Origin of the sequence: Bradyrhizobium sp. ISRA436, from assembly GCF_029910015.1 — a bacterium.
Taxonomy (GTDB): Bacteria; Pseudomonadota; Alphaproteobacteria; order Rhizobiales; family Xanthobacteraceae; genus Bradyrhizobium.
Genome location: NZ_CP094519.1, coordinates 5272317 through 5294510, shown reverse-complemented (window position 1 = coordinate 5294510; position 22194 = coordinate 5272317). Strand labels below are relative to the sequence as shown.

The following is a 22194-nucleotide window of genomic DNA, read 5'->3' as shown; positions in this document are numbered from 1 at the left end:
CGGCCCTTACGAGCGGCAGATCATGGATGCAATGACCAGCAAGCCGGCCGTGGAAACATGGCCGGTTGACCGTTTACGGCCCTATGAGCGCAATTCGCGCCGGCATTCGCCCGAGCAAATCGAGCAGATCGCGGCGTCAATCCGGCAATGGGGCTGGACTATGCCGATCCTCGCGGCCGACGACAGCATGGTGCTCGCCGGGCGCGGCCGATTGGCCGCCGGCAAGCTGTTAGGATTTACCCAGGCCCCGGTCATCGTCGCACGCGGTTGGACCGATCAGCAAAAGCGCGCTGACGTCATCGCCGATAATCGCCTGACCGATGCCAGCGATTGGGATGACGAGATGCTGCGGCTCGAATTGGCCGACCTCGCGGAAAGCGGTTTCGAGATCGCGCTGACCGGCATTACCGAGGACGAGCTTTCGAGGCTATCGGTCGGGGTCGGCGAGTTGGAGCAGATGCCCGAGTTGCCGGACGGCGATCGGTCGCCTTTCCGCGACATGACGTTCATTGTAAGCGTAGCGCCGAGGCCCTTCAGATTGTTTGTGCGGAGTCTTGGGAGCACCGTTAGAAGAGTCATCTTCGGCAAGGGCGCTCACAATGGACGACCATTCGGACGACATAAGACGACCGTCCCCACGTATCGAAGTGTATGCTGGCGCAGGTCGAAAGCGCTGGCCGGACGATTTGAAGGCACGGATTGCCGCGGAAAGCCTCGAGCCGGGCGCGATTGTCACAGATGTCGCCCGCCGCCATGGCTGCCGGCCCCAGCAGGTGCATGATTGGCGGCGTCGAGCGCGTTTAGGCCAGTTGGTGCTGCCGGCTTCGGCGGATACCTTATCGTTTGTGCCTTTGGTGTCGGAATCGTCGCTACCGGCGGCTACGGCGTCCTCCGTGTCGCCGGAAGCAGCCGCTGTTACGGTCGAGCTCCAGGGGGCACGGGTCGAGATACGCGGGACGCCTGGCCTTGCTGTGTTGAGCGATGTGTTCATAGCGCTCCGACGGACATGTTCATGCTGACGCCACCCGCGAGCCTCATGATTTACGTGGCGACGCAACCTGTGGACTTCAGAAAGGGCGCGGATGGCTTGGCGCTCTTGGCGAAGGAGACGCTGGGCCATGACCCGATGAGGGGTGTGGCGGTGGTCTTCCGTGCAAAGCGCGCGGATCGGGTAAAGATTGTCGTCTGGGATGGCAGCGGCTTGGCAGCGGCTTCAAATGGCCTCCCATCGTGGCTGGCGTCATGCGGATGAATGCCGCGCAGCTGGCGGCGCTTCTGGCCGGCATGGATTGGACACGCATGCACGCGCCTCGAATCCCGCAGCCGAAAGCGCATGCGTAGGATAAAATCTTCGCTGCATCGGGGCGCGAAGCATGGCAGACTCGGGCCAATGAGTGATTTGCCTGATGAGCTGCCGAGCGATCCAGCCGAGTTGCGTGTCTTTGCCGCGGCTCTGCTGGATCGCTGCGCCAGGCTCGAGCGGTTGCTCAAGCTTGCAAAAGATGCGCAGTTCGGTCGATCGTCGGAAAAGCTGGACGCTGATCAGCTACAGCTTGTTCTGGAGGACATCGAAGAGGCCGTCGCGGCTCTCGAAGCAGCTGAGGATCGCGCCAATCCCAGAGCCCGCGAGAAGAGAACTGCCAAGCGCAGAGCCAACCGTGGTCAGCTTCCGGAGCATTTGCCGCGCATCATCGAAACCCTGATGCCGGCTGAAACCTGTTGCCCGTGCTGCAAAGGCGATCTCTTTGAGATTGGTCACGATGAAAGTCAGAGGCTCGACGTCGTTCCGGTGCAATACCGAGTGATTGTGACCCGCCGGCCCAAGCTGGCTTGCCGCGTCTGCCAGGGCGTCGTTCTCCAGCACGCTGCTCCCGAGCGACCGATCAGGGGTGGATTGCCTACCGAGCGGCTCGTCGCGCATGTGATCGACGCCAAGTATCATTGGCATTTGCCTCTCTACCGCCAGGCGCAGATGCCGGCGACGCACGGTATCGCCATTGATCGTTCCACGCTCGCCTTCTGGGTCGGCTATGCTGCCCAGGAGCTGAAGCCCTTGTGGCGCCGTCTGCGCGAGGTTTTGCTTGCCTCCGCAAAGCTTTGTGTCGATGAGACCCCGGCGCCAGTGTTGGATCCGGGGCGTGGCAGGACCAGCTACTTCTGGGCGCTCTCGCGCGATGACCGGCCTTGGGCCGGACCTGACCCACCTGGGGTGATCTATGCCTATGCACCGGGCCGCGGCGCCGTCCATGGCTTGAGGCTGCTCGAAGGCTACCGTAGCATCATCCATTGCGATGGCTATGAGGCTTACAAGACCATGACACGAGAGACGCGTGCGGACGCCCTGTCCGGTGCGCTCGCGTTCTGCTGGTCGCATCTACGGCGTCAGTTTGTGAAGATCGAGCGCGAGGCTTCGCCGGCGCCGGCTCCGGTTGCCCGCGAGGCTCTTGCGCGCATCGCCCAACTTTACGCGGTCGAGAAAGCGCTCCGCGGCCGATCGGATGCCGAGCGCCGTGCTGGCAGGCAGGCGCATGCCCGACCTCTGGCTACAGCCTTGAAGCAGTGGTTTGAGGCCAAGCTTGATTACCTTGCACAAAAGAGCGACACGGCGAAGGCTTTGCGTTATGCGCTGCGTCATTGGGACGGCCTAACGCTCTACCTTGATGACGGGCGCATCGAGATGGACACCAATGCGGTCGAGCGTGCAATGCGGCCGATCAAGCTCAACGCCAAGAACTCCCTTTTTGCCGGTTGCGACGAGGGCGCCGAGAGTTGGGCAGTACTAGCTTCGTTAATCGAGACCTGTAAGCTCAATAGCCTCAGCGCCGAGCACTGGCTTACCGACGTCCTCGCGAAGCTCGTTAATGGCTGGCCTGCGGCGCGACTGGACGAACTGCTTCCCTGGGCGTCGACCTACACGATGCATGCACACGATCCGAGGTTGGCGGCATGAGCCTCAACACGACCGCCGTCCGGATCAAGGTAACCCTCAAGGACGTGAAACCGGAGGTGATGCGTCGCCTTGTCGTGCCGTTCACGCTGCGCCTTGATCGGCTGCATCTGACGCTTCAGGCGGCGTTTGGCTGGACGAATAGCCATCTCTTCGAGTTCCACGCTGGCGAACAGCGTTGGGGCATCCCCGATCCCGACGGTGATTTTGGCCCCCAGCCGATCGATGCCAGCAAGGCGCGGCTCTCCGATATCGTTCGCGAAACCGGCGCCAAGACGATCCATTATCTCTATGACCTTGGCGACAGCTGGGATCATGTGATCAAGCTCGAAAAGTGGTTCGACAACACGTCGACGGACGGTCTTCCATTCTTGCTCGATGCCGCCGGTCGTTGTCCTCCGGAAGACGTCGGCGGTGCGCCAGGCTATGCCGAATACCTCGATGCCATCGGCGACCCCGCCCATCCGGAGCACGAACAAATGCGCCTCTGGGGTCCGGAGCAGTTTGATCCCAACGTTGTCGACCGGAAGGCGATCGAGGCCGCCGTCAACGCTTTGTCCGACGAATGGAAGCCGCGGCGTCGCGTCACGCGGTCAAAATAGGCGTCAAGCGCCAATCGAAAGGGCCGCAGCGCCACGCTTACCGTTCATTCTGTACGGGGATCAATTCGGGATCGTCGAGCGCGCCATCGCCAAGGCGACCAAGCCGCACGACCCGGACAATCCCAACCGATCGCCGCAAGGCAATGCGCTCGCCGCGATCTGCGCCGAATATCTAGGGCGCGTCGCATAAATCGAGTTTGATTGGTGCGGCTTACTGATGTCCGCTATGCCCCGATACCGACCAAGTACCGCAATGCGCCGAAATGACGCGAATGGCCACGAATAGACTCACGCACTGCAGCGATCTCAGCAGAAACTTCAGCGGCGCAAGAACAAGGCGGTCTTTTTCAGTGGCTTGCGATAGCTGATATCCAAAACCCGATGCCGCTCAGGGCTCCCAATCCTGCGATTGCAAACAGCCATGCCTGTCGAGTTAATGCGGTCACAGAAGCGACGCTAATTGCGATTTGAAACAGGGCGAGCGCAAGAAACAAGCTTTGCCGTGGCTCCCGTAGGGCCGCACTCTTTGCGTCCGCCGCCTTGACCTGCTCCTCAAGCCCGTTGGCCCTCTGCTGAATCTCATCCTTCTGCTGAGCATATTTCGCGAGTTTTTCGTCATAGCCCGGATGGCTTTGTGGAGGTGTCAATTCCTTAGCCAATTCCATCAGGTGCGACTTGGTGCTGACCGCTTGGTAGTAGGCCCATTGATTGGAAGCATCGGTCTTTTTCAACACCGCCTGGTTCTTATCAAGGATCGCTTCGTTTGCGATATGACTGGCCTCGTGGCCTACGATGCCGCCCATAGTCGCAACGATTGCGGTGAAGATTGCAACCCACTTGCCGAGCGGATGATCCCCGGCGGGAATATGCGGAACGTCCAGCTCATCACCCATTTGTCTGCACCGACTCATTGTCTGGTGGCATCGTCCATCTCGGGAGCGAGAGGAGCAGAGCCGGCATGCTTGCGCGGACCATCCGTCGAAGCCACGGCACGACCGCTCACTCTAAACATCTTCTGAAAGAAGAGGTTATTTGGAATCTGCAGCACACTTCCGCTCTCTTCGCGTAGTGTCGTGAACACCAGATTCCGCTCGGTAACCCGTCCCTTCAAATTCTCAGGAAGAATCTCGACGGTCTGGCCGAAATGAAACGGCCGCCAGAGCAAAAGAAAGAAGCTGGCGGTAAAATTGCTGACCATCGCCCAGGTGGCAAGGAAGCCCACGCCAATAACCGTTATGACGCTGACCAGAACCGCCCAGATACCACCAAGTCCGACACCCCAAACGTTGAGAACGGCAAACGCGGTTAGGATCCAGAGAACGACAACGACGATGCGGTTGATGATAAGATTGGTCTCATTGGTCAGCTCTATGCGACCCTGGAGATATGACAGCCACCGCTGAAGAAGCCGGCTGAGGACAAGAACGATGATTGCAGCCGCAATCAGGATCACGACGGTCCCGGCGACGGTCACGATATTGATGTTATGGTGATCAAGCCATTCGGCGACCTGGGTCATGGCTAAGGTCAACCAGTCATTTGGAGCAAGACACACGATCGACCCTATTAGAACGCGAATATCGCCTTGCGAGTTCCGACTAACTACTAGGGAGGACCGAGCCGTTTCCAGCGACGTCCGCGCGGTCCGGGAGCCGGCCGCGTTGTTGTCGAAGGAAATGGGGGAGCGCTTCAAAGGTATCGTGAGATTCGAGTCGTTTGTCCGAGGGCGGCGCCTGCTACAGGAGCCGCGCCTGAGGGGCTTCAGCAGCCCCCCAGCGCACTTACGCATTAGACTCCGCTACGGGAGTGGTCGCGGTTTCGGGACGGAGTGGTTGCCCTTATTCTGTCCCGCAGATCGAAAACTACGGTCCGGGTCAAAACGTCCCGTCTCGGGAAGGGACGCTTGTGGCGCAAACCGGACGTTCGGCCGCTTCCGCATGTCTCACTGAGCATTGGCGCCTCCGCGACGGGCCGTTGTGGGTTGATGTACCGCCGCAACCCCCGAACCGGAGTCTCGAATCATGCGCTACGAACTCAGTGACTAACCATGGGACAGGCTAGGGACATCCCCGTCGCGCCGATCGCGAAAAAAGAGGCCGACGCGCTGATCATCCGGCTGCACTACAGCCACAAGGCCGTCAACAATGCGTTCCTCGCGCTCGGCGTTTTTATCGGCGGGCGGCTTGAAGGCGCGATGACATTCGGCCCGTCGATAGACAAGGGCAACATTCTCGGGCTGGTGCGCGATACTGCTTGGAATGGCTTTCTCGAATTGAACCGGCTGGCGTTCTCGGAAGCGCTGCCCCGCAACAGCGAAAGCCGCGCGCTCTCGATCGCGCTGCGGATGATCAAAAAGCATTATCCGCACATCGAGTGGGTGATCTCGTTCGCCGATGGATGCCAGTGCGGCGACGGGACGATCTATCGCGCGGCCGGCTTCACGCTCACGGGGATCAAGCAGAACAAAAGCCTGCTGCGACTGCCCGACGGCTCGGTGACGCACAAAATGACGCAAGTCACCGGCAAGAACCGCGCAAAGCATTTTGCGAAAACCGGCGGCTCATGGTCCGGCCAGGGCGAACCGCTCGACGGCTATCAGATGCGCTATATCTATTTCCTGAAGCCCGAGGCGCGGGCGCGGCTCAACTGCAAAGAAATTCCGTATTCGCAAATCGAGCGGCGCGGCACGCGCATGCATCGCGGAATTGCGCGTGGCAAGCAGGCGACGGCCGACGACCAATTGGCACAGCGGCGCGGCAGCGGCGACCGCCACGCTCCAGTTTGAGTAACATTGTCGGGTCTTGGAAGAGTAGCAGAATCATGTGCTCGTTCCGAGCCTTACCGGTTGTAACACAAAGCTGAAATCGGGTCGTGCCCTACGTATCCGTATCTACAAAACGGAAGGCTTCCGGCTGTATTGACAACTCCGAAGTTAGCGTGATGATCGGGCAGTTCAGGTTCGTTGGTCGAGAGACCAGCGACATGGGAATGCGGTGAGGTATCGCAAACGCGAAGCCAAATCCGCAGCTGCGCCCGCAACTGTAGGCGGTTAGCTCTTTTCCAGGAAGCCACTGAGCCTCTTAGCCCGGGAAGGCGGAAAACCGAGCGACGACCCGCAAGTCAGGAGACCGGCCTGAACAGTCATCCATCCGGCGTGCGGTGCGCGCGCTAGGGGCGGTTCTCGCGCTGTGATGACGATTGTTCGGTTTGTCTCGCAGATGGAGGGCCGCATTGGCTTTCAGCTTATTCATCCCGTTAAATTTTGGCGCGCCTCGGGATCAGGTGAAGGCTGCGTCATGCTGACGTATCTGAAATTCGCTATCGACGACAGATCAGTCGTCTCTCGATCAAGAATTGTCGCTCTCTACGCCTTTTTGCTGACATTCAATGTTCTGGCCGTTACATGGGCCGTAGTTGCTTTCTCAGACCGTCCAACGCTGCTAGGGACCGCTGTACTCGCCTATGTCCTCGGCCTTCGACACGCCGTAGATGCCGATCACATCGCGACAATCGACAATGTAGTCCGCAAGTTGATGCAGGAAGGAAAGCACCCGCTCGCGGTGGGCTTGTTTTTCTCGCTCGGGCACTCGCTCTCGATTGCACTAGCTGTCGCGGCGATTGCCGCCGCCGCATTTGCGCTGCAAGGCCAGTTCCAGCAATTCAAGTCCGTCGGTAGCATCATCGGGACCGCCGCATCCGCATTCTTCCTGCTCTCGGTCGGCGCTATCAATCTCGTGATCCTGCGTGGCGTCTGGCAGAATTTTCAGCGGGCACGACGCGGTGGCGATGCGCACGGTGAAGAAATCGACCTGTTCTTGTCGGGCACGGGCTTCATGTCTCGAATTCTTCGGCCCCTGTTCCGCATGGTAACGGCAAGCTGGCAGATGCTGGCAGTGGGTCTATTGTTCGGACTAGGCTTCGACACGGCGACTGAAATCAGCCTCTTCACTGTGGCCGCCGGCCAAGCAACTGGCGGACTGAGCTTCGGCAATGTGATGGTTTTTCCTGCGTTGTTTACAGCGGGCATGACGCTCGTTGATACAACCGACAGCGTCTTGATGGTGGGTGCCTACGGCTGGGCCTTTCTCAATCCGGTCAGAAAGCTCTGGTACAACCTTACTATCACTGCCATCTCTGTCGTGGTCGCGCTCCTGATTGGAGGGGTCGAGGCCCTAGGGCTGATTGCAAGCAAATTCCAACTAGAGGGGGAATTCTGGGTTGCAGTTTCCGATATTAGCGAAAGCCTTGCTAACTTCGGGTATCTGGTTGTCGGCTTGTTTCTGGCGAGCTGGGCTTTGTCCTTTGGGATTTATCGTTGGCTGGGGCTCGAGAAGGAGACTGCATCGGATTGAGCGTCATTTCCGCTTCGAGCCGCTCCGACTGCGGCTAAGCTGCTTAGGCCTTTGAGTGCGGCATGTGACGCAGCAGCCATAGCTCCACGGCCGCGATCACAGCGATGATGAGCCCGATGACAAAGGTAACCGGTATGAGCTCCCACGTCCGCGATGATTAGCGGTTGCGTGCGTAGCGGATGGGCATCCAGTGCTGGCGCAGCGCCTCGACGACGGCTGGGATATCGAGGTGGGCGTTACGGAGGAAATCCTCGGTTTCGCGACCGCTTCGTAGCGGTCCGAGCAGCGGACGGGCCTGATCGTCGCGACAATACAGCAGGATGGGCAGCAGCAGGCCGTGATTGACGTTGTTGACGTCGAGCAACGGCGCCCACGCCGACAGTCTGAGCCGCATCGCGGCATAGAAACCCTGGCACCAGGGATGCGCATCGATGTTGCCGCTGGGGTCGCACCGGTGCATCGGCTCGAACCGATCGGGGGCAGTGAGAGGGTGTTGCTGATGTCGTTGTGGCGCAGCGCGACGGCGGAGATCGCGGCGAACTCCGGCGTGCCGCCATGGTTGAAAGCGTCGGCATCGATCGCGAGCAGCGGGCAGATCCAATCGAGCGGGCATCGACACCGGTCCGGCTACGATCGCGGCGGTATAGCCGTCGAGCATGGGAATGCTGGTGGCGGCAGGATGGCGATCGACGCGATCCTGGAGACATCGCTCGAGCTCCGCAAGCGACATCGCGGCTGACGCCATCGACGATGCTGCCTTATGGCGACGTGGGCTCATGCCGCTGCCTGCGGTGTGTGCCGGCGCGCCGCCTTCCAGTTCCAGGCGAGCAGCTCGTGCAGTTGATGGCTCTTGGTTCGCCCGGACACGATGCGCTCCAGCACATCGGTCAGGTCGGCCTGCGGGTCGAGCTAATGGAGTTTTGCCGTGTTCACGAGCGACGCCAGGATCGCCCAGCTCTCGGCGCCGCCTTCGCTGCCGCTGAACAATGAGTTGCGTCTTCCCATCGCAATCGGGCGCATGGAACGCTCGACTGTGTTGCTGTCAGCCTCGACACGGCCGTCGCGGAGAAACAGCGTCAACCCGTCCCAGTGATTGAGTGCGTAGTTGATGGCCTCCGCCAGCTTCGATTGGGAGAAGAGCTGGCCGAGCATTGCGGTCAGGCGCGTCCCGAGCGCCTCCATCAATGGAGCGGACCTGGTGCGGCGGGTGGCCAGCCGCTGCTCGGCACTGCTGCCACGGATCTCTGCTTCGATGATCGCGCCGCCATGATCGCGGGCGAGCGCTTTGTAGGCGGCATAACCGTCGACCTGCAGAATGCCGGAAAAGCCCATCAACTGTCTGGCGATCTCCGCCGTGCCGCGGCCGTCGGCGAATACGTAGGCCACCGCCGGCGGCGAGGGACCGCCCCATGGCCGGTCATCCATGGCATGCGCCCAGAACTGGCAGATGCGCGGGCGATGTCGTCCGGGATCGAGCACCGGCATCGGCGTCTCGTCGCAGAACAGGCGCGGCGCGGCCTGGATCGTGCGCAGCTGGAGCGCATAGAGGCTCCTGAGCCACCAGGCCGCACGCTTCACCCAGCCGGCGAGCGTCGCCCGGTCGAGATGGACACCCTGGCCGGCCAGAATTTGCACCTGTCGGTACAGCGGCAGATACCAGGCGAACTTCGAGACTACCACGTGGCTCACGAGTGCGGTCGAAGCCATGCCGCTCTCGATCAGGCGCGGCAGCACCTTCGCTGGATCACACCATCGGTGCAGCGGCGGCAGCCGTATTTGGGACGAACCGTCCGCAGCACCCGCAGGATCGCCGGGATGATGTCCAGCACCTCGCTGACGTCCTCGCCGATCTTGTGAAGCTGGCCCTGGCAACACGGGCGCGGTCGCCTCCGGCTCCAGCACCTGCTCGCAGCGCGGCAGGTGCTTTGGAAGTGCGCCGATGTTGCGGCGCGCCTTCTTCCGCAGTGGCTTGCCGGGCGGCTTTGCCGCAGCTGCATCGTCGTTGGCAGCTGCAGGCGGCGTGACGTCGGTCTCAAGATCGCCAAGCTCAAGCGCGAGCTGCTCGGCCACGAGCGCGGCAAGCCGCTCCGAGCGCTTCCCGAAGATCATGTCCTTGAACGTCTGCATTGCTACGCGCAGCGTCTCGTTCTCAGCGTCAAGCGCGAGCACCGTCTCGGTCAGAGCTGCCGGATCGGTCGGGAGAGCGTCGGGGCGAATCGCGATGACCAGACGATACATCCGTGCGACCCATGCTCCAGTGAAATCCTCACTTCTCAGCCGACAATGGCCGGCGCTTCACAGGCTTGGGCGACACACGCGTCCACTCGAGCCCGTCGAGTAGCATCGCACGCTGCGTCGCACTGAGATGCACAACGCCGTCGCGGATCGGCGGCCAGGTGAAACGCCCCTGGTGCAACCACTTCGTTACCAACACCATGCCGCTGCCGTCCCACGCCAGAAGCTTCACTCTGTCCATGCGCTTGCTGCGGAACACAAAGACGTCGCCGCAATATGGGTTCGCGCGCAGTGCTTCGCTCACCAGCGCCGACGGCGTATGCACCGACTTACGAAAGTCGACCGGCTGGGCCGCCAGCACCACCTTGAGGTCTGACCGTAGAGCAATCACCGGATCCCTCGAAGCGCCGATAGCACCACCGAAAGCGTCGCCAGTTCCACCCGCGGCTCGACCCGGATGCGCGCCCCGTTCACCTCGATCTCAACCACTCCACAGACCTTCGCCGGCGGCGTGGCAATCTCCACGGGTTTCGTCTGTACCGGCGAAATACATTGGGACTTGCCAACCCTCCCGCCATCGCTCTCGGCGCCAATTTGGATCGGCACGAAGTTCTGGGCTTTGCCGGCCACCGCCGCCGCTACCTGGCTTCGCCACACCGTGAGCAGTCCGCGGGAAACGCCATTGCGTCGCGCCACCTCGGAGATGTTCGCCCCCTCCTTCAAAGCTCTCCGCCGCGATCCGGGCCTTCTCCTCGCTCGTCCACTGTCGCCGCTCCCCAGTGATCACCTCAACGCGGCGACAAGAGTCACCTTCCTGCCTGGCATCAAGCATGGCATTTGCCATCGCGCCACCTCCACCGATCAGCTCTTGCCAGCCTGTATCGCAGACAAGCTTCGTCACTGCGAGGTGAGGCCCTCATGCCGGTTACCGTAAACCCGACAGGATACAACATGGAACGGTTTGTTGCGCGTGCGTCACCTTCGGTAATGACGCGGGAACGCCCGTTGAGAGCCACCTGATCCTCCCGAATGTTTATTCTCAGTAATTTTTGACAGGATGTCAGCAGAGCCGCAACGGTGGAGACCGCCACGCATAGGTCCACATGGTGAATTGGTGTTCTACGATGCATTGCGCTTCGCGCTGCGGCGAATGGCTTGCCGCGGTCGCGCTCTGCTTCGTGCGAGTCTTCGCAAAACGTTCCTTACCGCTTACCGATAAAGCTGCATCTCCGGTCGCGGATCCGGCTCGAAGCCGTCGCGATTGGGCATAACCACTTTGGGCAAGGTGATCGCATTCATCGTCTCGGTCGGATTGATGATCGTTGCTTGCGCAAGGATATAGGCGACGACGCTATAAACGTCGTCGTCGCTTAGCGACCCGGGCGCGTTGAACGGCATCGCCCGCTTCACGTAATCGAAAAGTGTCGTGGCATAGGGCCAGTAACTTTCGACAGTCTTGATCGGAGTTTTTGTGGCAAGCGTGCCGCGCCCTCCGATCAGTTTGTCGCCGCCGACGCCCTTCGCCGGATTGCCTTCCAGATGATCGCCGTGGCAAGAGGCGCAGTTCTGCGCATAGATCTTGGCGCCCAAGGTGGCGTCGCCGCTGCCCGGCGGCAAGCCGCGTCCGTCAGGCGGGATCGCAAAGAATTTCGCAAGCTCTTGCTGCGTCGTCGGCGATCCGAAGCCGAAGGGAGGAGTGTCCTGCGCCAGCGCGCCAACCGTCAATGGAAGAGCAGCCAGGCACAGCGACGCTGCGCCGACGCAGGCGTCACGCGTGAACATTGGTCACACTCCCATCGGCGGCGACGGCCCAGCTCTGGATGGCGTTCAGATGATAGATCGAGCCGAACGGCCCGTTCGCTCCGCGGATGGCGACCAGTTGCGCCAGGGTAGGCTGAATATAGCCGGTCTCGTCGGTGCAGCGGCTTTGCAGCACGGCGGGCTTGCCGTCCCAGATCCAGGGAAAGCTGAAGCGTACGGTGCAGATCGGTTCCGGGATCGACTCCATATGGGCCGGATACCAGGTCTTGCCGGCGTCACTCGACACTTCCACCGACTCGACGCGGCCGCGGCCCGACCATGCGAGACCAGTGACATCGTAGAAGCCAGGTCCTGGCAGCTTCATCTCGCCCGAAGGGAAGGTGATGACCGACTTCGCCTCCATTTCGAAAGTAAATTGGCGCGCTTTCCCGTGAGCCATCAGGTCGGTGTATTTCGATGTCTCTTCGCGGGTCATGAACGGCTTGTCGCTGACCTCAAGCCGGCGAAGCCATTTGATGTGCGTATTGCCTTCATAGCCCGGCAGGATCAGCCGCAGCGGGTAGCCCTGCTCCGGACGGATTGCCTCGCCATTCTGACCGTAGGCGAGGAGCCCATCCTTAAGCATCTTCTCCAGCGGGATGCTGCGCGTCATCACCGCCGCATCGGCGCCCTCAGCGAGCACCCACGTGCCGCCGTCATCGAGGCCAACTTCGCGGGCGATGGTGGCAAACTGTACGCCGGTCCATTCGGAGGTGCTAAGCAGGCCATGCGTGCCCTGTACGGTCTTCAGCGTCGGCTTGTTCCACTCGGTCAGGCCATTGCCCGAGCATTCGATAAAATACTTGCGGGTCACAGAGGGAAACCGCTTTATGTCCGCCATCGAGAACTTCTTGGCCGTACTCACCATGCCGTGCACAAGCAGCATGTGCCGCAACGGATCGATGGTCGGGATACCGCCGTGGTGACGTTCGAAATGCAGCCCCGAAGCCGTCAGATTGCCGAGCATTTTGTCGAGCGGCGTCATGCTCCACGAGGTGTATTCGTTGGGCGTAGGGTACCGCCAGCGCACCTCGCTTTCGAACTGTGACCGCGATCCATATCCGCCGTCGGCCGCGACCGCGCGCCCCAATTCTTTGGTCGGATCGGCCGGAATCTCGAAATACTGCGCGCCGGGCGGCGCCCTCTGGTCTGCGGCACGAGCCGTGCTGCCAAGCACGGCCGCAGCTGCGGCGCCCGCGGTCGATCCGGCGGCAAACAGGAATGCACGGCGATCGGTTGGCACACGGCCAGGGAACATTCCCTCTTTGCAGGCGCATTCACCCTGTGCGCGGCGTTCACCCTGTGCGCGGCGTTGCGCCAAGTGACGCGCTTCGGCGGTGATGATCTCATCAATCATTCGCCGGGTCCTGTCGTCCAATATCAGAGCGGGCGCGTTGTTCACGACCTCCTCCCTGAAATTTTCTGGCTCTCATCGGCCTCCGCGCTCATGATATCCCGCTAAAGGGTAGAAAGCTCTGCCTAATTTCGATTGTCGTGTCGGCAAACACCGCGACCCCTTGTATCTCGCGTTTAAGGTGGATGACATCGCAAACAGCTGGGGAGGCCGAGACCAAGGCACCTTCTGTCGTCTCGCCAGGCGCAAGGTGGTGACGGAGCGCCCGCACACGTTCAGCGCGCCGGCGCGCTGCAGCAGCGCGAGCCTTGAAATGTAAATGGGGTAGCGTGAGCAAAGGAACGGTGCCGGATTGCTGGTAAAAAAATGCCTACCAACGGCATGGTCGCTACCCGCTCCGCCCCGAAGATTTCGACATGTCCAGTTCAAGGGCAGCTCGGAAATTGTACAATCTTTCCAGCTCGTTCGAAGGCGTCTCCGCTCCTCAATCACCTGCACGGTCTCACGGTCCTCAGCACGTCATGGGCGACAGGGTTCCACTTGAGGAACCCTCGCCCGCATCGTCCGCGGGAGCCGTCGTGACAGGTGGCCGGGTATTGCAATAGCCTGTTCATGTGCGCGCGCGGCCAGCGCTGATTTGGTTTTCCGCAATGCCGATGCGATCCGCGGCAAACCGCCGCGAGCATCAGGTCGGGCAAGCTTTGCGATCGCCCGTGAAAGGTGTCAATGCGAGCAGAAGACCTTGAGGTCCTGCGTGAAGACATGCTCGCGGTCATCGCCGCCAGCGCCTTTACGCTGCGTGGCACCATCGGCAAGAGTGTTCTTGACGAACACGTCATGACTGCCATGGGCAAGGTGCCGCGGCATAAGTTTGTGCCAATCGAACTTCAGCCCTATGCATATGCCAATATTCCACTTCCCATCGGCTTCGCAAAGACGATCTCGCAGCCGTTTATCGTCGCCTTAATGACCGATCTGCTCGACATCGAGCCCCACGACAGCGTTCTCGAAATCGGTACCGGTCTTGGCTATCAGGCCGCCATCCTCGCGCAGCTGGCGCGCAAAGTATACTCCGTTGAAATCATCGAAGAGCTTGGCCAAGCGGCGAAACAACGACTCCGACAGCAGCGCTGCAGCAATGTCGAACTCAAAATTGCCGATGGCTATCACGGTTGGTCAGAGCACGCACCCTTTGACAAGGTGATCGTGACGGCCGCTCCCGATCTCATTCCTCCTCCGCTGATCCACCAATTGAAAGCGGGTGGAAAAATGGTGATACCGGCCGGCCTGCCCGACGCGCAGAAGCTCATTCTGGCCGAGAAGCTCGCCAACGGCAGAATGACGATGAAAGAGATTCTGTCCGTTCGGTTCTCTCAACTCGAAGGGACTGGATCCGACTTGTGATGAGCCCGGTGATGCATCCGTAACGCACAATGATCGAGAGCATCAGCCGCGGTCGCCCCGCGACCGGCGAGATGTCGCGCGACGTGTACTCCGACCGCGCGAGGTCACTATAGGCCAATGTCTCGACGGCGGGCTCGGTTGTTCGAAGTCGAATGTCATCGCCACGCGCTCGCCTGCAGTGGGTTCGCTTATCATGAGCGAAAGCATCTCATCAGTGTTGCTCGATGCGCGCCGCGCAAGGACACAAGGTCTCAACGCCATCGCGCAGCGACAACGCGCTCGCCTTCGCGAGGTCGTGGCCTTCGCTCGCGCCAATTCGCCCTATTATCGCGAACTCTATCAGGGTCTACCGGAGCGGATTGAGTGCTCGTCCGTGCTGCCGGTGGTCAATAAGCAAGAGCTAATGCGTCATTTTGACGACTGGGTCACCGACCGCGAGGTTAGTTTCGCGGCAGTGCAAGCGTTCGTCGATAACCCTGAGCTGATCGGGCAACGGCTCATTGGCAAGTATTCGGTGGCAACCACTTCGGGCAGCACGGGGACACCTGGAATATTTCTGTTGGACAAACCCAATTGGACGGTGACGCTCGCTTTTTCGCTGCGCATGATGATGGGCTGGCTTAGCGCCAGCGACATGTTTCGTCTTCTCGTCCGCGGCGGCCGCGCGGCGTCGGTGCTGGCAATGGGGGGCCATTACATCGGCGCAACCAGCTTTGCTGCAATCCGCACAAAATGGTCGGCCCGACGATTCCGGGCGCTCCCGGCACAGGCGCCGTTGCGCGATCTGGTCGCCGAACTCAATCGGTTCCGTCCGGCGCTGCTCGTCGGATACGCCAGCGTCATGGCACTATTGGCCGCCGAGCAGGAGGGCGGTCGCCTGCATATTCGGCCGGTGCTGGTCCTTCCGAGTTCGGAAGGGCTTTTGCAGGACGGATACGACCGGATCGCAAGGGCATTCCACGCCAAGGTCCGGACCGTTTACGCCGCGACGGAATGCCTGTTCATGGCCATCGGCTGTGAACACGGTTGGCAGCACGTCAACAGCGATTGGGTGATCCTCGAACCCGTCGATGCGAACTATCGGCCGGTTCCGCCCGGCGAGGAGTCGCATACGGTCCTCGTGAGCAACCTCGCCAATCGCGTGCAGCCGATCCTCCGCTACGATCTCGGCGACCGCATCCTGCAACGACCTGATCCTTGCCCTTGCGGCAACCCGCTTCCGGCGATCCGCGTGCGGGGCCGCGCCGCCGACATCCTTACGTTTCCAACCGAACGCGGCGAGAAAGTTGCAGTGCCACTGCTCGCGCTTGAGATCGATCATGTACCCGGTGTGGAGTTGTTTCAGATAGTGCAGACTGCGCCAACACAATTGCGCGTTCGCTTGCGTCCCGCAGCCGACGCGGACCCAAACCGGGTTTGGCGGGCGGTACATTCCGAATTGACCAAGCTGCTGAATGAGCATGGGCTTGGTCACGTGTCTGTTGAGTTGGGCGCCGAACCGCCAGTTCCATCCTCCGCCGGAAAGTACCGCACCGTGATCCCACTGGTTCTGGGTGCTTGAAGACTCATGAGACTTGGGGCGGATCGCGCTGCTGCTAAAGCGGCTGCACCCGCAATCTTTGTGGATCCGTTGCTGCCCGGTGCACCCCGTCGCCGAGCCGCCAGCTACAAGTTGCACTTCCTTCCGTGTCTCCGCGATAACCGTGGCTTTCGCCCGATCTGAGGTTCGTGGTCTTCCAATATTCGCATTTAAGGACGTAAAAGCTGAACCCGCGACGGCGTACCCTTCGCATATGCAAAAGGCTCGGGCACAAGAGGCTCATGCAGTGCAGATGGTGTGCTGACGCGGAACGGAAGCCGCGAACATGCGGTCACGCGGTGGCATCGGCCTGTCCATTTTGGGATCCCTGCCTCTCGCTGTGCCCGATATTGAGCGCCGCGAACTCATCTGCAGCAGCCCGCCTAAAGATAGCCTCTTTCCGTTCCCGTCGTCGTTACCCTAAAGCGCGGAAGGCATAAGAAATAAAGCCTATTTGCACGCCCAGGACACTTTCCTGGCGCGTGTATTGACCTGCGCTTCCACCTCGCCGTACAATTGAGCGTCGTCTGCTCAGATGGTACGCCCCATGGCGACCCCTTACGACCTGATGATGCGGGTGTCGCATCACTATTATCGCAGCCACCTCACCATGGCTGAGATCGGAAATCGTCTCGGTATTTCGAGGCACCGCGTTGGTCGACTTCTTAAGGCGGCCGTCGCCACAGGCGTGGTCAATATCGAGATCCGCGTCCCATCTGGCGAAAACGTTGAGCTCCGGAAGGCGCTCGAAACAGCGTTCAAGCTCAAGACAGCCCTGATCGTCGATGTGCCGCCCGACATTTCACCGGATCAGATGAAGCAGGTGACTTGCCGATCGGCGGTCTCGTTTCTTAGAGACAGGCTAAGCGTGCATCGGACGATCGGAGTGGGATGGGGGAGTACGACATTTGAACTAATTAACGCGCTCGAGCCTCTAGATCTTTCGAATACGAAGGTCGTGCAAATCACGGGCGGCAACAAAAGGCTGTCGATGCAGTTCGATTGCCACGAAGTCACGCGTCGCCTTGCGCAGAAGCTTCATGTGCAGCCCATCCTGCTGCATGCGCCAGGAATCGTCGATAACAGTCGGACGCGCGAACTGCTGATGCGGGATAGCAATATCCGCGATACTTTTAGATATTACGGTGAGCTCGATTTGGCGATTGTCGGTATCGGCGCAATTAGGCCGGCAATTCAGTCCATGCTAATCGCGAGCGGGTACATTTCCGCGACGGAATTGAAGTCCTTGAAAAGGGCAGGAGCCGTCGGCGATGTCTTTTCCTATTTCATTGACGATGACGGAGAGGTCGTACGAACCGAGCTCTACGATCGGCTGATCACGATTGGCCTTGCCGATGTTCGCCGCATTCCAACCACCTTGGGTGTAGCCACTGGCGCGGCGAAGGCACGAGCCCTTGCTGCGGCCATGCGGGGCGGATTTATCAATACGCTGATCGCGGACAGTTCGCTGGCCCGCGCCGTGCTGGCGTTGCAGCCGAAGGCTGGCAAGGTCCGCGCAGCGCCCAAGGCGCGCATTGCGCCCGCGAGTAAAGTATCGAAAGTTAATCTGCGGAGGACAAGCGACTAAACGATTGTCCCAAATCCTAGGGAGGAAGACATGAGTGCTAATTTCTCTGTCGTTACCGAACAGGGTGCTGGTATGTCTCCTGATCGCACCCCCAAAGACTCTGTCTCGCGGCGAGACTTCGTTAAGGCCGCGGCAGTGGCCGGCGCTGCGACCGCCATCGGTTCCTTTCCGTACATTCAGGCCAACGCTGCTGAGACACCCTCGATCAAATTCGGTCTTCTCGAAGATAGATCAGGCAACTTCGCCATCTTCGGCCTCAACAAGTGGCACGGGACCCAATTGGCTATCAAGGAAATCAACGATGGCTGGACGCTCGACGGCGGTGTTCAGGGGCCTGGTGGTCCTGGCGTGTTCGCCAAAACCGCGGCAAATCCGCCGACCGCCAACATCAAGGAGGTGGTGGACCGAGGTGGTGACGAGACGCTCGACGCGACGGTTTGGAAGGAAGGCGACGAGTATCTGGTGCAATCCGGCGAGAAGGGGGTGCTCGGTCGCTCGATTGAACTCATTGCGCCCGACCCGCAATCCGATAATACCCAGTTCCAGGCCTTATCACGGCGACTCATTCTCGAAGACAAGGTGGACGTCATCATGGCGGGATTCGCCAGCGCGGAGCGCGAGGCGATCCGTCCGATTATGTATCAAAACAAGATGCTCTACTTCTACAACAACCAGTACGAAGGCGGCGTAGCCGACAAATACACCTTCTGCACCGGTGCAATCCCCGAACAGCAGATCGTACCGGTCATGCAATACATGATCAAAAACTTTGGTCCAAAGATCTACACCTTGGCGGCGGACTACAATTTCGGCCAGTTGAGCGCCGCGTGGACGCGGGCGATGGCTCCACTGCTCAAGGCAACGGTGATTGGCGAGGAGTTCATCCCGCTCAGCGTTTCGCAATTTTCGTCAAGTATCGCGCGTATTCAGCAGGCAAAGCCCGATTGGCTCATGATGTACATCACGGGCCAGAACCACTCGAATTACTATCCGCAAGCAAATGCCGCGGGCCTCAAAATCCCTATGGGGTCGAGCATCAATATCGCGCAAGGCTACGAGCATAGGCGCTTCCAACCGCCGTCTCTCGATCGCTTCCACGTGACAGCAAGTTACATGGAGGAGATACCAACCCCGCGTAATCACAAGTTCGTGCAACGTTGGCGCGCGATGTTCCCCGACGAGCCCTACATGGCCATGGAAGGCCATAGCGCCTACGTCGCGACCCATCTCTATGCCAAGGCCGTCCGCCTCGCCGGCTCGACGCAGAAAGAGGCCGTAATCGAGGCGCTGGAATCCGGCATCGGCGTTGAGGCGCCGGCTGGCTGGGTTTTTATGGATCCCGCCACGCATCATCTCAGCCAATACATCCGCCTCGCGCGTTGTGACGAGAAGCATAACATCCAGTTCGTGACGGAATGGCCCCACATAGAGCCCTGGTGGACGCGCCGGCTTGGCGTGAACCTGGTGCGGAAGTCGGAGTCCAAACAGTACATCCCGGATGAGGATCCGTTCTTCAAGAAGTTTGCGAAGAAGACCTAGTCCGATTCGGGACGTCGAGGGGCAGGAGAGCGAGCGCCGGTGTGCGCCGATCTCGTGGATTGCATGTTCCTCGGAGGAAGGTGGACCGATGAGCTATGCCGACCTCGTGAGCCTCGCGTATCAGTACGTGGACAACATGGCATTTCTGCTGTTGGCCGCGCTCGGGTTGATCATCATCCTTGGGGTGGTGAACGTCATCAATCTTGCTCATGGCGAGTTGATAATGCTCGGCGCGTATATCACGACGCTTGCTTACAACCGCGCCCATCTTCCACTGCCGATTTGCATGATGCTCAGCGTCGTCGGCGTTGGCCTGTTCGGCATGGCGCTGGAGCGGTTCATTGTCCGGCGCTTTTACGGTGACAGGCTCGGCGCGCTTGTCGCCACCTGGAGCGTCGGTCTGATCCTGAGCCAGGGCACTCTGCTGACGCTTGGTCCGTCGATGCAGTCCGTGCCGCTGCCGGCGTGGACCTTCTCGTATGGGGGCTACTCGTTCGGGGGCTATCGGCTTCTTCTTTTCGCCATCGCGCTTGCGGCGATTTTTGCGACCTGGTGGGCATTCTATCGCACCAAGATCGGGGTGCGCACACGGGCGACAATGCAAAATGCGGATATGGCGCGCGCCCTCGGCGTAGACACCCGCCACATCTACCTGCTCACATTCGGTGCCGGTTCTGCCTTGGCCGGCCTCACCGGTGCGCTGTACGCCCCCACCACGACGATTGTTCCGCTGATGGGTACGCAATTCGTCGATGTCGCATTCATCACCGTCGTGATCGGGGGCGGCGCCAACCCCATCATTGGAGCGCTATCGAGCGCCGCGTTGCTGGCCGTGATCTCGACGCCTCTGTCCAGTGTTCTCGGCACCTTCATCGGACGCATCGGCCTACTCGTCGCGGCACTCGTGGTGATCAGGTTTCTTCCGCGCGGATTATCCGGCTATTGGCAGGAGCTGCGTTACCAGCGCATGGGGAGGGCGTCGGTGTGAAAGCACCAATCACCAACACCGGGACGAGGATGTGGCGGATCCTCAATGGCCCCCAAGAGCTCGGACACGGACCCGCGTTCTGGACCTGTTTCGCGGCGGTGACGGTGATTGCCCTGGCGTATCCGACGTTTGGCTCAGCGTTCGGTCTATCCAATATTGCGAACTTTTGTCTTTACGTTCCGATGGCACTCGGGCTTTCGCTCTTGTGGGGCTATAACGGCGTGCTCAGCTTCGGGCAGAGCGCGTTCTTCGTGATCGCAGGTTACGTTTATGGATTGGTGGCGGGCAACCTGAGCGACGTTCCAGGCGGCACGCTCGTCGGCGTGGCGGCGGGAATTTCGGCGTCTGCCCTGGTGGCCGTCGTCTTCGGATACTTCGTCTTTTACGGACAGGTCAGTGGATGGATCATCCCGCTGCTGCTTCTGGTACTGTCGTTGATCCTGGAAACCTTCCTCGGGCAAACGGCGGGTTACCAGTGGCGTGTCGGCGGCGTGCTGTTGGGCGGTTACAATGGGATGACCGGAATTCCGTCGATTCAAATCGGCTCGATCACTTTCGTCAGCGCGAGCGCAGCCCTTTATTACCTCGTCGTCGTGCTGACGCTGATGATTTATCTCGGCCTTCGGATCTTGGTGAATTCCCGATACGGACACGTTGTGATCGCGATCCGGGACGATTCTGAGCGTACGCGCTCGCTTGGATACAACGTTGCCATCATTCAAATTCAGGTGTTTGTCCTGGCCGCGGCATTGGCTGGACTCAGTGGTGTCCTCTACGTCTCCTGGGGAAACTACATCAACCCCGCAAGCACGGGAATGCTGATGGCAACCTTGCCGGTGATCTGGACAGCGGTTGGCGGACGCAAGAGTTTGGTCGCTGTTTTGGTGTCAACATTAATCCTGCGTTGGTTGGCAGACACATTGGCGGTCAGAGGCGGCGAATATGCCTTTCTGATCATGGGAGTTCTATTGCTCCTGACCATGGTGTTCTTCCCGGAAGGGATCATCATGTCGTTGGCGCGCGGTTACCGGCGTTGGCGACCGAAGGCACATGACGTGATACGGGCGCGGCAATGAGCGAGCTCACTGATCGAGATGCGCGACCGCTGTTGCGGACCGAAGATCTCGTGAAATCCTTCGGCGGAGTTATGGCCGTCGATCATCTCAGTTTGCTGGTGTCTGCTGGCGAGTTACGTTGCCTCATCGGTCCAAATGGAGCAGGAAAGTCAACGTTGTTCGGCTTGTTGTCAGGCCTTCACCGACCAGACCGGGGTCACATCTGGTTCAAGGGCGAGGACATCACCCGGCTACCGCCTCATCGCCGGGTCCGCAAGGGCTTGTGCCAGAAATTTCAGACCACCCGCATCTATCGCGACCTGACGGTCGCACAGAATCTGCTCATCGCGAGCGGCGTTCAGTTCGAACGCGAAAACGAACGAGTGAGGTGGGCGCTGCACAGCCTCGATCTGGCGTCACGACCAGAGGTCAAGGCCGGCGAGCTGCCCCACAGTCACCAGCAGTGGCTCGAAATCTGCCTTACGCTATCCACCGAGCCCGACCTTCTTCTGCTCGATGAGCCGACCGCTGGAATGACTCCCGACGAGACCGCGCGGACGGCACGTTTCCTGATCGACCTCAACAAGCAGGGCCTCACGGTGCTGGTGGTGGAGCACGATATGGAGTTTGTGCGCCACATCGCGCGCCGCGTCACGGTGCTGCACAATGGACAAATCTTCAGTGAAGGTGTTCTGGAGGAGATTGAGGCTAATCAGGAGGTCCGGCGAATCTATCTAGGAGAGCGGTGAGA

General features: G+C 60.2%; 20 protein-coding genes, 2 pseudogenes and 1 riboswitch. Of the genes and pseudogenes, 14 read left to right on the top strand and 8 right to left on the bottom strand.

Annotated elements, in window-relative coordinates; all coding sequences use genetic code 11:
* The first annotated feature begins 22 nt into the window (after positions 1–22).
* From MTX23_RS36415 to MTX23_RS24870, 5 genes and pseudogenes are all read left to right on the top strand, one after another.
* Positions 23–781, top strand: a complete 759-nt coding sequence (locus tag MTX23_RS36415) for a ParB/Srx family N-terminal domain-containing protein (RefSeq protein ID WP_348637507.1) — start codon at positions 23–25, stop codon at positions 779–781.
* Positions 687–1019, top strand: coding sequence for a transposase (locus tag MTX23_RS24885; RefSeq protein ID WP_348637506.1), 333 nt, complete (start codon positions 687–689; stop codon positions 1017–1019). Before MTX23_RS36415 ends, MTX23_RS24885 begins: the two co-directional genes overlap by 95 nt.
* Positions 1013–1341, top strand: a pseudogene (gene tnpB, locus MTX23_RS24880) (IS66 family insertion sequence element accessory protein TnpB). Before MTX23_RS24885 ends, tnpB (MTX23_RS24880) begins: the two are co-directional and overlap by 7 nt.
* A 49-nt stretch (positions 1342–1390) precedes the next feature.
* Positions 1391–2950, top strand: a complete 1560-nt coding sequence (locus MTX23_RS24875; RefSeq protein ID WP_280972795.1) for an IS66 family transposase — start codon at positions 1391–1393, stop codon at positions 2948–2950.
* Positions 2947–3549: a plasmid pRiA4b ORF-3 family protein gene (locus MTX23_RS24870; RefSeq protein ID WP_280972794.1), complete on the top strand. Its 603-nt coding sequence runs from the start codon at positions 2947–2949 to the stop codon at positions 3547–3549. The genes MTX23_RS24875 and MTX23_RS24870 overlap by 4 nt, the downstream gene beginning before the upstream one ends.
* 347 nt (positions 3550–3896) lie before the next feature.
* Here MTX23_RS24870 and MTX23_RS24865 read toward each other — a convergent pair whose 3' ends face one another.
* On the bottom strand, positions 3897–4442 hold the full coding sequence (locus tag MTX23_RS24865) for a DUF4337 domain-containing protein (protein WP_280972793.1): 546 nt from the start codon (positions 4440–4442) through the stop codon (positions 3897–3899).
* A 14-nt stretch (positions 4443–4456) separates the two neighbouring features.
* Entirely contained in the window at positions 4457–5068 is a 612-nt protein-coding gene (locus tag MTX23_RS24860) for a mechanosensitive ion channel family protein (protein WP_280972792.1), read from the bottom strand.
* 528 nt (positions 5069–5596) lie between these two features.
* Between MTX23_RS24860 and MTX23_RS24855 the strand changes: the two genes are divergently transcribed.
* Positions 5597–6334 (top strand): hypothetical protein, encoded by a 738-nt coding sequence (locus MTX23_RS24855; RefSeq protein ID WP_280972791.1) that lies wholly within the window; start codon positions 5597–5599, stop codon positions 6332–6334.
* Between the two features lie 153 nt (positions 6335–6487).
* Positions 6488–6701, top strand: a riboswitch (cobalamin riboswitch).
* A 39-nt stretch (positions 6702–6740) separates the two neighbouring features.
* On the top strand, positions 6741–7901 hold the full coding sequence (locus MTX23_RS24850; RefSeq protein ID WP_348637576.1) for a HoxN/HupN/NixA family nickel/cobalt transporter: 1161 nt from the start codon (positions 6741–6743) through the stop codon (positions 7899–7901).
* A gap of 157 nt (positions 7902–8058) precedes the next feature.
* On the opposite strand, the gene MTX23_RS24845 is transcribed toward MTX23_RS24850, so the two are convergent.
* The 6 genes and pseudogenes from MTX23_RS24845 to soxC form a co-directional block, all read right to left on the bottom strand.
* Entirely contained in the window at positions 8059–8646 is a 588-nt protein-coding gene (locus tag MTX23_RS24845; protein ID WP_280972790.1) for a UPF0149 family protein, read from the bottom strand.
* A 29-nt stretch (positions 8647–8675) separates the two neighbouring features.
* Positions 8676–10124 (bottom strand): annotated as a pseudogene (locus MTX23_RS24840) (IS66 family transposase).
* Between the two features lie 43 nt (positions 10125–10167).
* Positions 10168–10527, bottom strand: coding sequence for an IS66 family insertion sequence element accessory protein TnpB (gene tnpB, locus MTX23_RS24835; RefSeq protein WP_280972789.1), 360 nt, complete (start codon positions 10525–10527; stop codon positions 10168–10170).
* On the bottom strand, positions 10524–10859 hold the full coding sequence (locus tag MTX23_RS24830; protein WP_280972788.1) for a transposase: 336 nt from the start codon (positions 10857–10859) through the stop codon (positions 10524–10526). Before MTX23_RS24830 ends, tnpB (MTX23_RS24835) begins: the two co-directional genes overlap by 4 nt.
* Before the next feature lie 486 nt (positions 10860–11345).
* Complete coding sequence (locus tag MTX23_RS24825; protein WP_280972787.1) at positions 11346–11918, bottom strand: cytochrome c; 573 nt, start codon at positions 11916–11918, stop codon at positions 11346–11348.
* The gene (gene soxC / locus MTX23_RS24820; protein WP_280978175.1) at positions 11905–13194 is read right to left on the bottom strand and encodes a sulfite dehydrogenase; all 1290 of its coding nucleotides are present in this window, start codon (positions 13192–13194) and stop codon (positions 11905–11907) included. Before soxC ends, MTX23_RS24825 begins: the two co-directional genes overlap by 14 nt.
* A gap of 822 nt (positions 13195–14016) precedes the next feature.
* Here soxC and MTX23_RS24815 point away from each other — a divergent pair.
* The 7 genes from MTX23_RS24815 to MTX23_RS24785 all read left to right on the top strand — a co-directional run bounded on the left by MTX23_RS24815 (position 14017) and on the right by MTX23_RS24785 (position 22192).
* The gene (locus MTX23_RS24815; RefSeq protein ID WP_280972786.1) at positions 14017–14694 is read left to right on the top strand and encodes a protein-L-isoaspartate(D-aspartate) O-methyltransferase; all 678 of its coding nucleotides are present in this window, start codon (positions 14017–14019) and stop codon (positions 14692–14694) included.
* A gap of 193 nt (positions 14695–14887) precedes the next feature.
* A complete protein-coding gene (locus tag MTX23_RS24810) occupies positions 14888–16255 on the top strand; it encodes a phenylacetate--CoA ligase family protein (protein WP_280972785.1) in 1368 nt (455 codons plus the stop codon).
* 565 nt (positions 16256–16820) lie between these two features.
* Positions 16821–17861 (top strand): sugar-binding domain-containing protein, encoded by a 1041-nt coding sequence (locus MTX23_RS24805; RefSeq protein WP_280972784.1) that lies wholly within the window; start codon positions 16821–16823, stop codon positions 17859–17861.
* A 30-nt stretch (positions 17862–17891) separates the two neighbouring features.
* Positions 17892–19400 carry an ABC transporter substrate-binding protein gene (locus tag MTX23_RS24800; protein ID WP_280972783.1) on the top strand — a complete coding sequence of 503 codons (1509 nt, stop codon included), beginning with the start codon at positions 17892–17894 and terminating at the stop codon, positions 19398–19400.
* Between the two features lie 88 nt (positions 19401–19488).
* A complete protein-coding gene (locus MTX23_RS24795; protein WP_280972782.1) occupies positions 19489–20388 on the top strand; it encodes a branched-chain amino acid ABC transporter permease in 900 nt (299 codons plus the stop codon).
* Positions 20385–21464 carry an ABC transporter permease gene (locus tag MTX23_RS24790; protein WP_280972781.1) on the top strand — a complete coding sequence of 360 codons (1080 nt, stop codon included), beginning with the start codon at positions 20385–20387 and terminating at the stop codon, positions 21462–21464. The genes MTX23_RS24795 and MTX23_RS24790 overlap by 4 nt, the downstream gene beginning before the upstream one ends.
* The gene (locus MTX23_RS24785) at positions 21461–22192 is read left to right on the top strand and encodes an ABC transporter ATP-binding protein (RefSeq protein WP_280972780.1); all 732 of its coding nucleotides are present in this window, start codon (positions 21461–21463) and stop codon (positions 22190–22192) included. Before MTX23_RS24790 ends, MTX23_RS24785 begins: the two co-directional genes overlap by 4 nt.
* The last annotated feature ends 2 nt before the right edge of the window (positions 22193–22194 follow it).

Coding starts and splice junctions, on each gene's coding strand:
- MTX23_RS36415 (WP_348637507.1), top strand. CDS start 23: ATGGATGCAATGACCAGCAAGCCGGCCGTGGAAACATGGCCGGTTGAC.
- MTX23_RS24875 (WP_280972795.1), top strand. CDS start 1,391: ATGAGTGATTTGCCTGATGAGCTGCCGAGCGATCCAGCCGAGTTGCGT.
- MTX23_RS24870 (WP_280972794.1), top strand. CDS start 2,947: ATGAGCCTCAACACGACCGCCGTCCGGATCAAGGTAACCCTCAAGGAC.
- MTX23_RS24865 (WP_280972793.1), bottom strand. CDS start 4,442: ATGGGTGATGAGCTGGACGTTCCGCATATTCCCGCCGGGGATCATCCG.
- MTX23_RS24860 (WP_280972792.1), bottom strand. CDS start 5,068: ATGACCCAGGTCGCCGAATGGCTTGATCACCATAACATCAATATCGTG.
- MTX23_RS24855 (WP_280972791.1), top strand. CDS start 5,597: ATGGGACAGGCTAGGGACATCCCCGTCGCGCCGATCGCGAAAAAAGAG.
- MTX23_RS24850 (WP_348637576.1), top strand. CDS start 6,741: ATGACGATTGTTCGGTTTGTCTCGCAGATGGAGGGCCGCATTGGCTTT.
- MTX23_RS24845 (WP_280972790.1), bottom strand. CDS start 8,646: ATGGCGTCAGCCGCGATGTCGCTTGCGGAGCTCGAGCGATGTCTCCAG.
- MTX23_RS24825 (WP_280972787.1), bottom strand. CDS start 11,918: ATGTTCACGCGTGACGCCTGCGTCGGCGCAGCGTCGCTGTGCCTGGCT.
- soxC (WP_280978175.1), bottom strand. CDS start 13,194: ATGTTCCCTGGCCGTGTGCCAACCGATCGCCGTGCATTCCTGTTTGCC.
- MTX23_RS24815 (WP_280972786.1), top strand. CDS start 14,017: ATGCGAGCAGAAGACCTTGAGGTCCTGCGTGAAGACATGCTCGCGGTC.
- MTX23_RS24810 (WP_280972785.1), top strand. CDS start 14,888: ATGAGCGAAAGCATCTCATCAGTGTTGCTCGATGCGCGCCGCGCAAGG.
- MTX23_RS24805 (WP_280972784.1), top strand. CDS start 16,821: ATGGCGACCCCTTACGACCTGATGATGCGGGTGTCGCATCACTATTAT.
- MTX23_RS24800 (WP_280972783.1), top strand. CDS start 17,892: ATGAGTGCTAATTTCTCTGTCGTTACCGAACAGGGTGCTGGTATGTCT.
- MTX23_RS24795 (WP_280972782.1), top strand. CDS start 19,489: ATGAGCTATGCCGACCTCGTGAGCCTCGCGTATCAGTACGTGGACAAC.
- MTX23_RS24785 (WP_280972780.1), top strand. CDS start 21,461: ATGAGCGAGCTCACTGATCGAGATGCGCGACCGCTGTTGCGGACCGAA.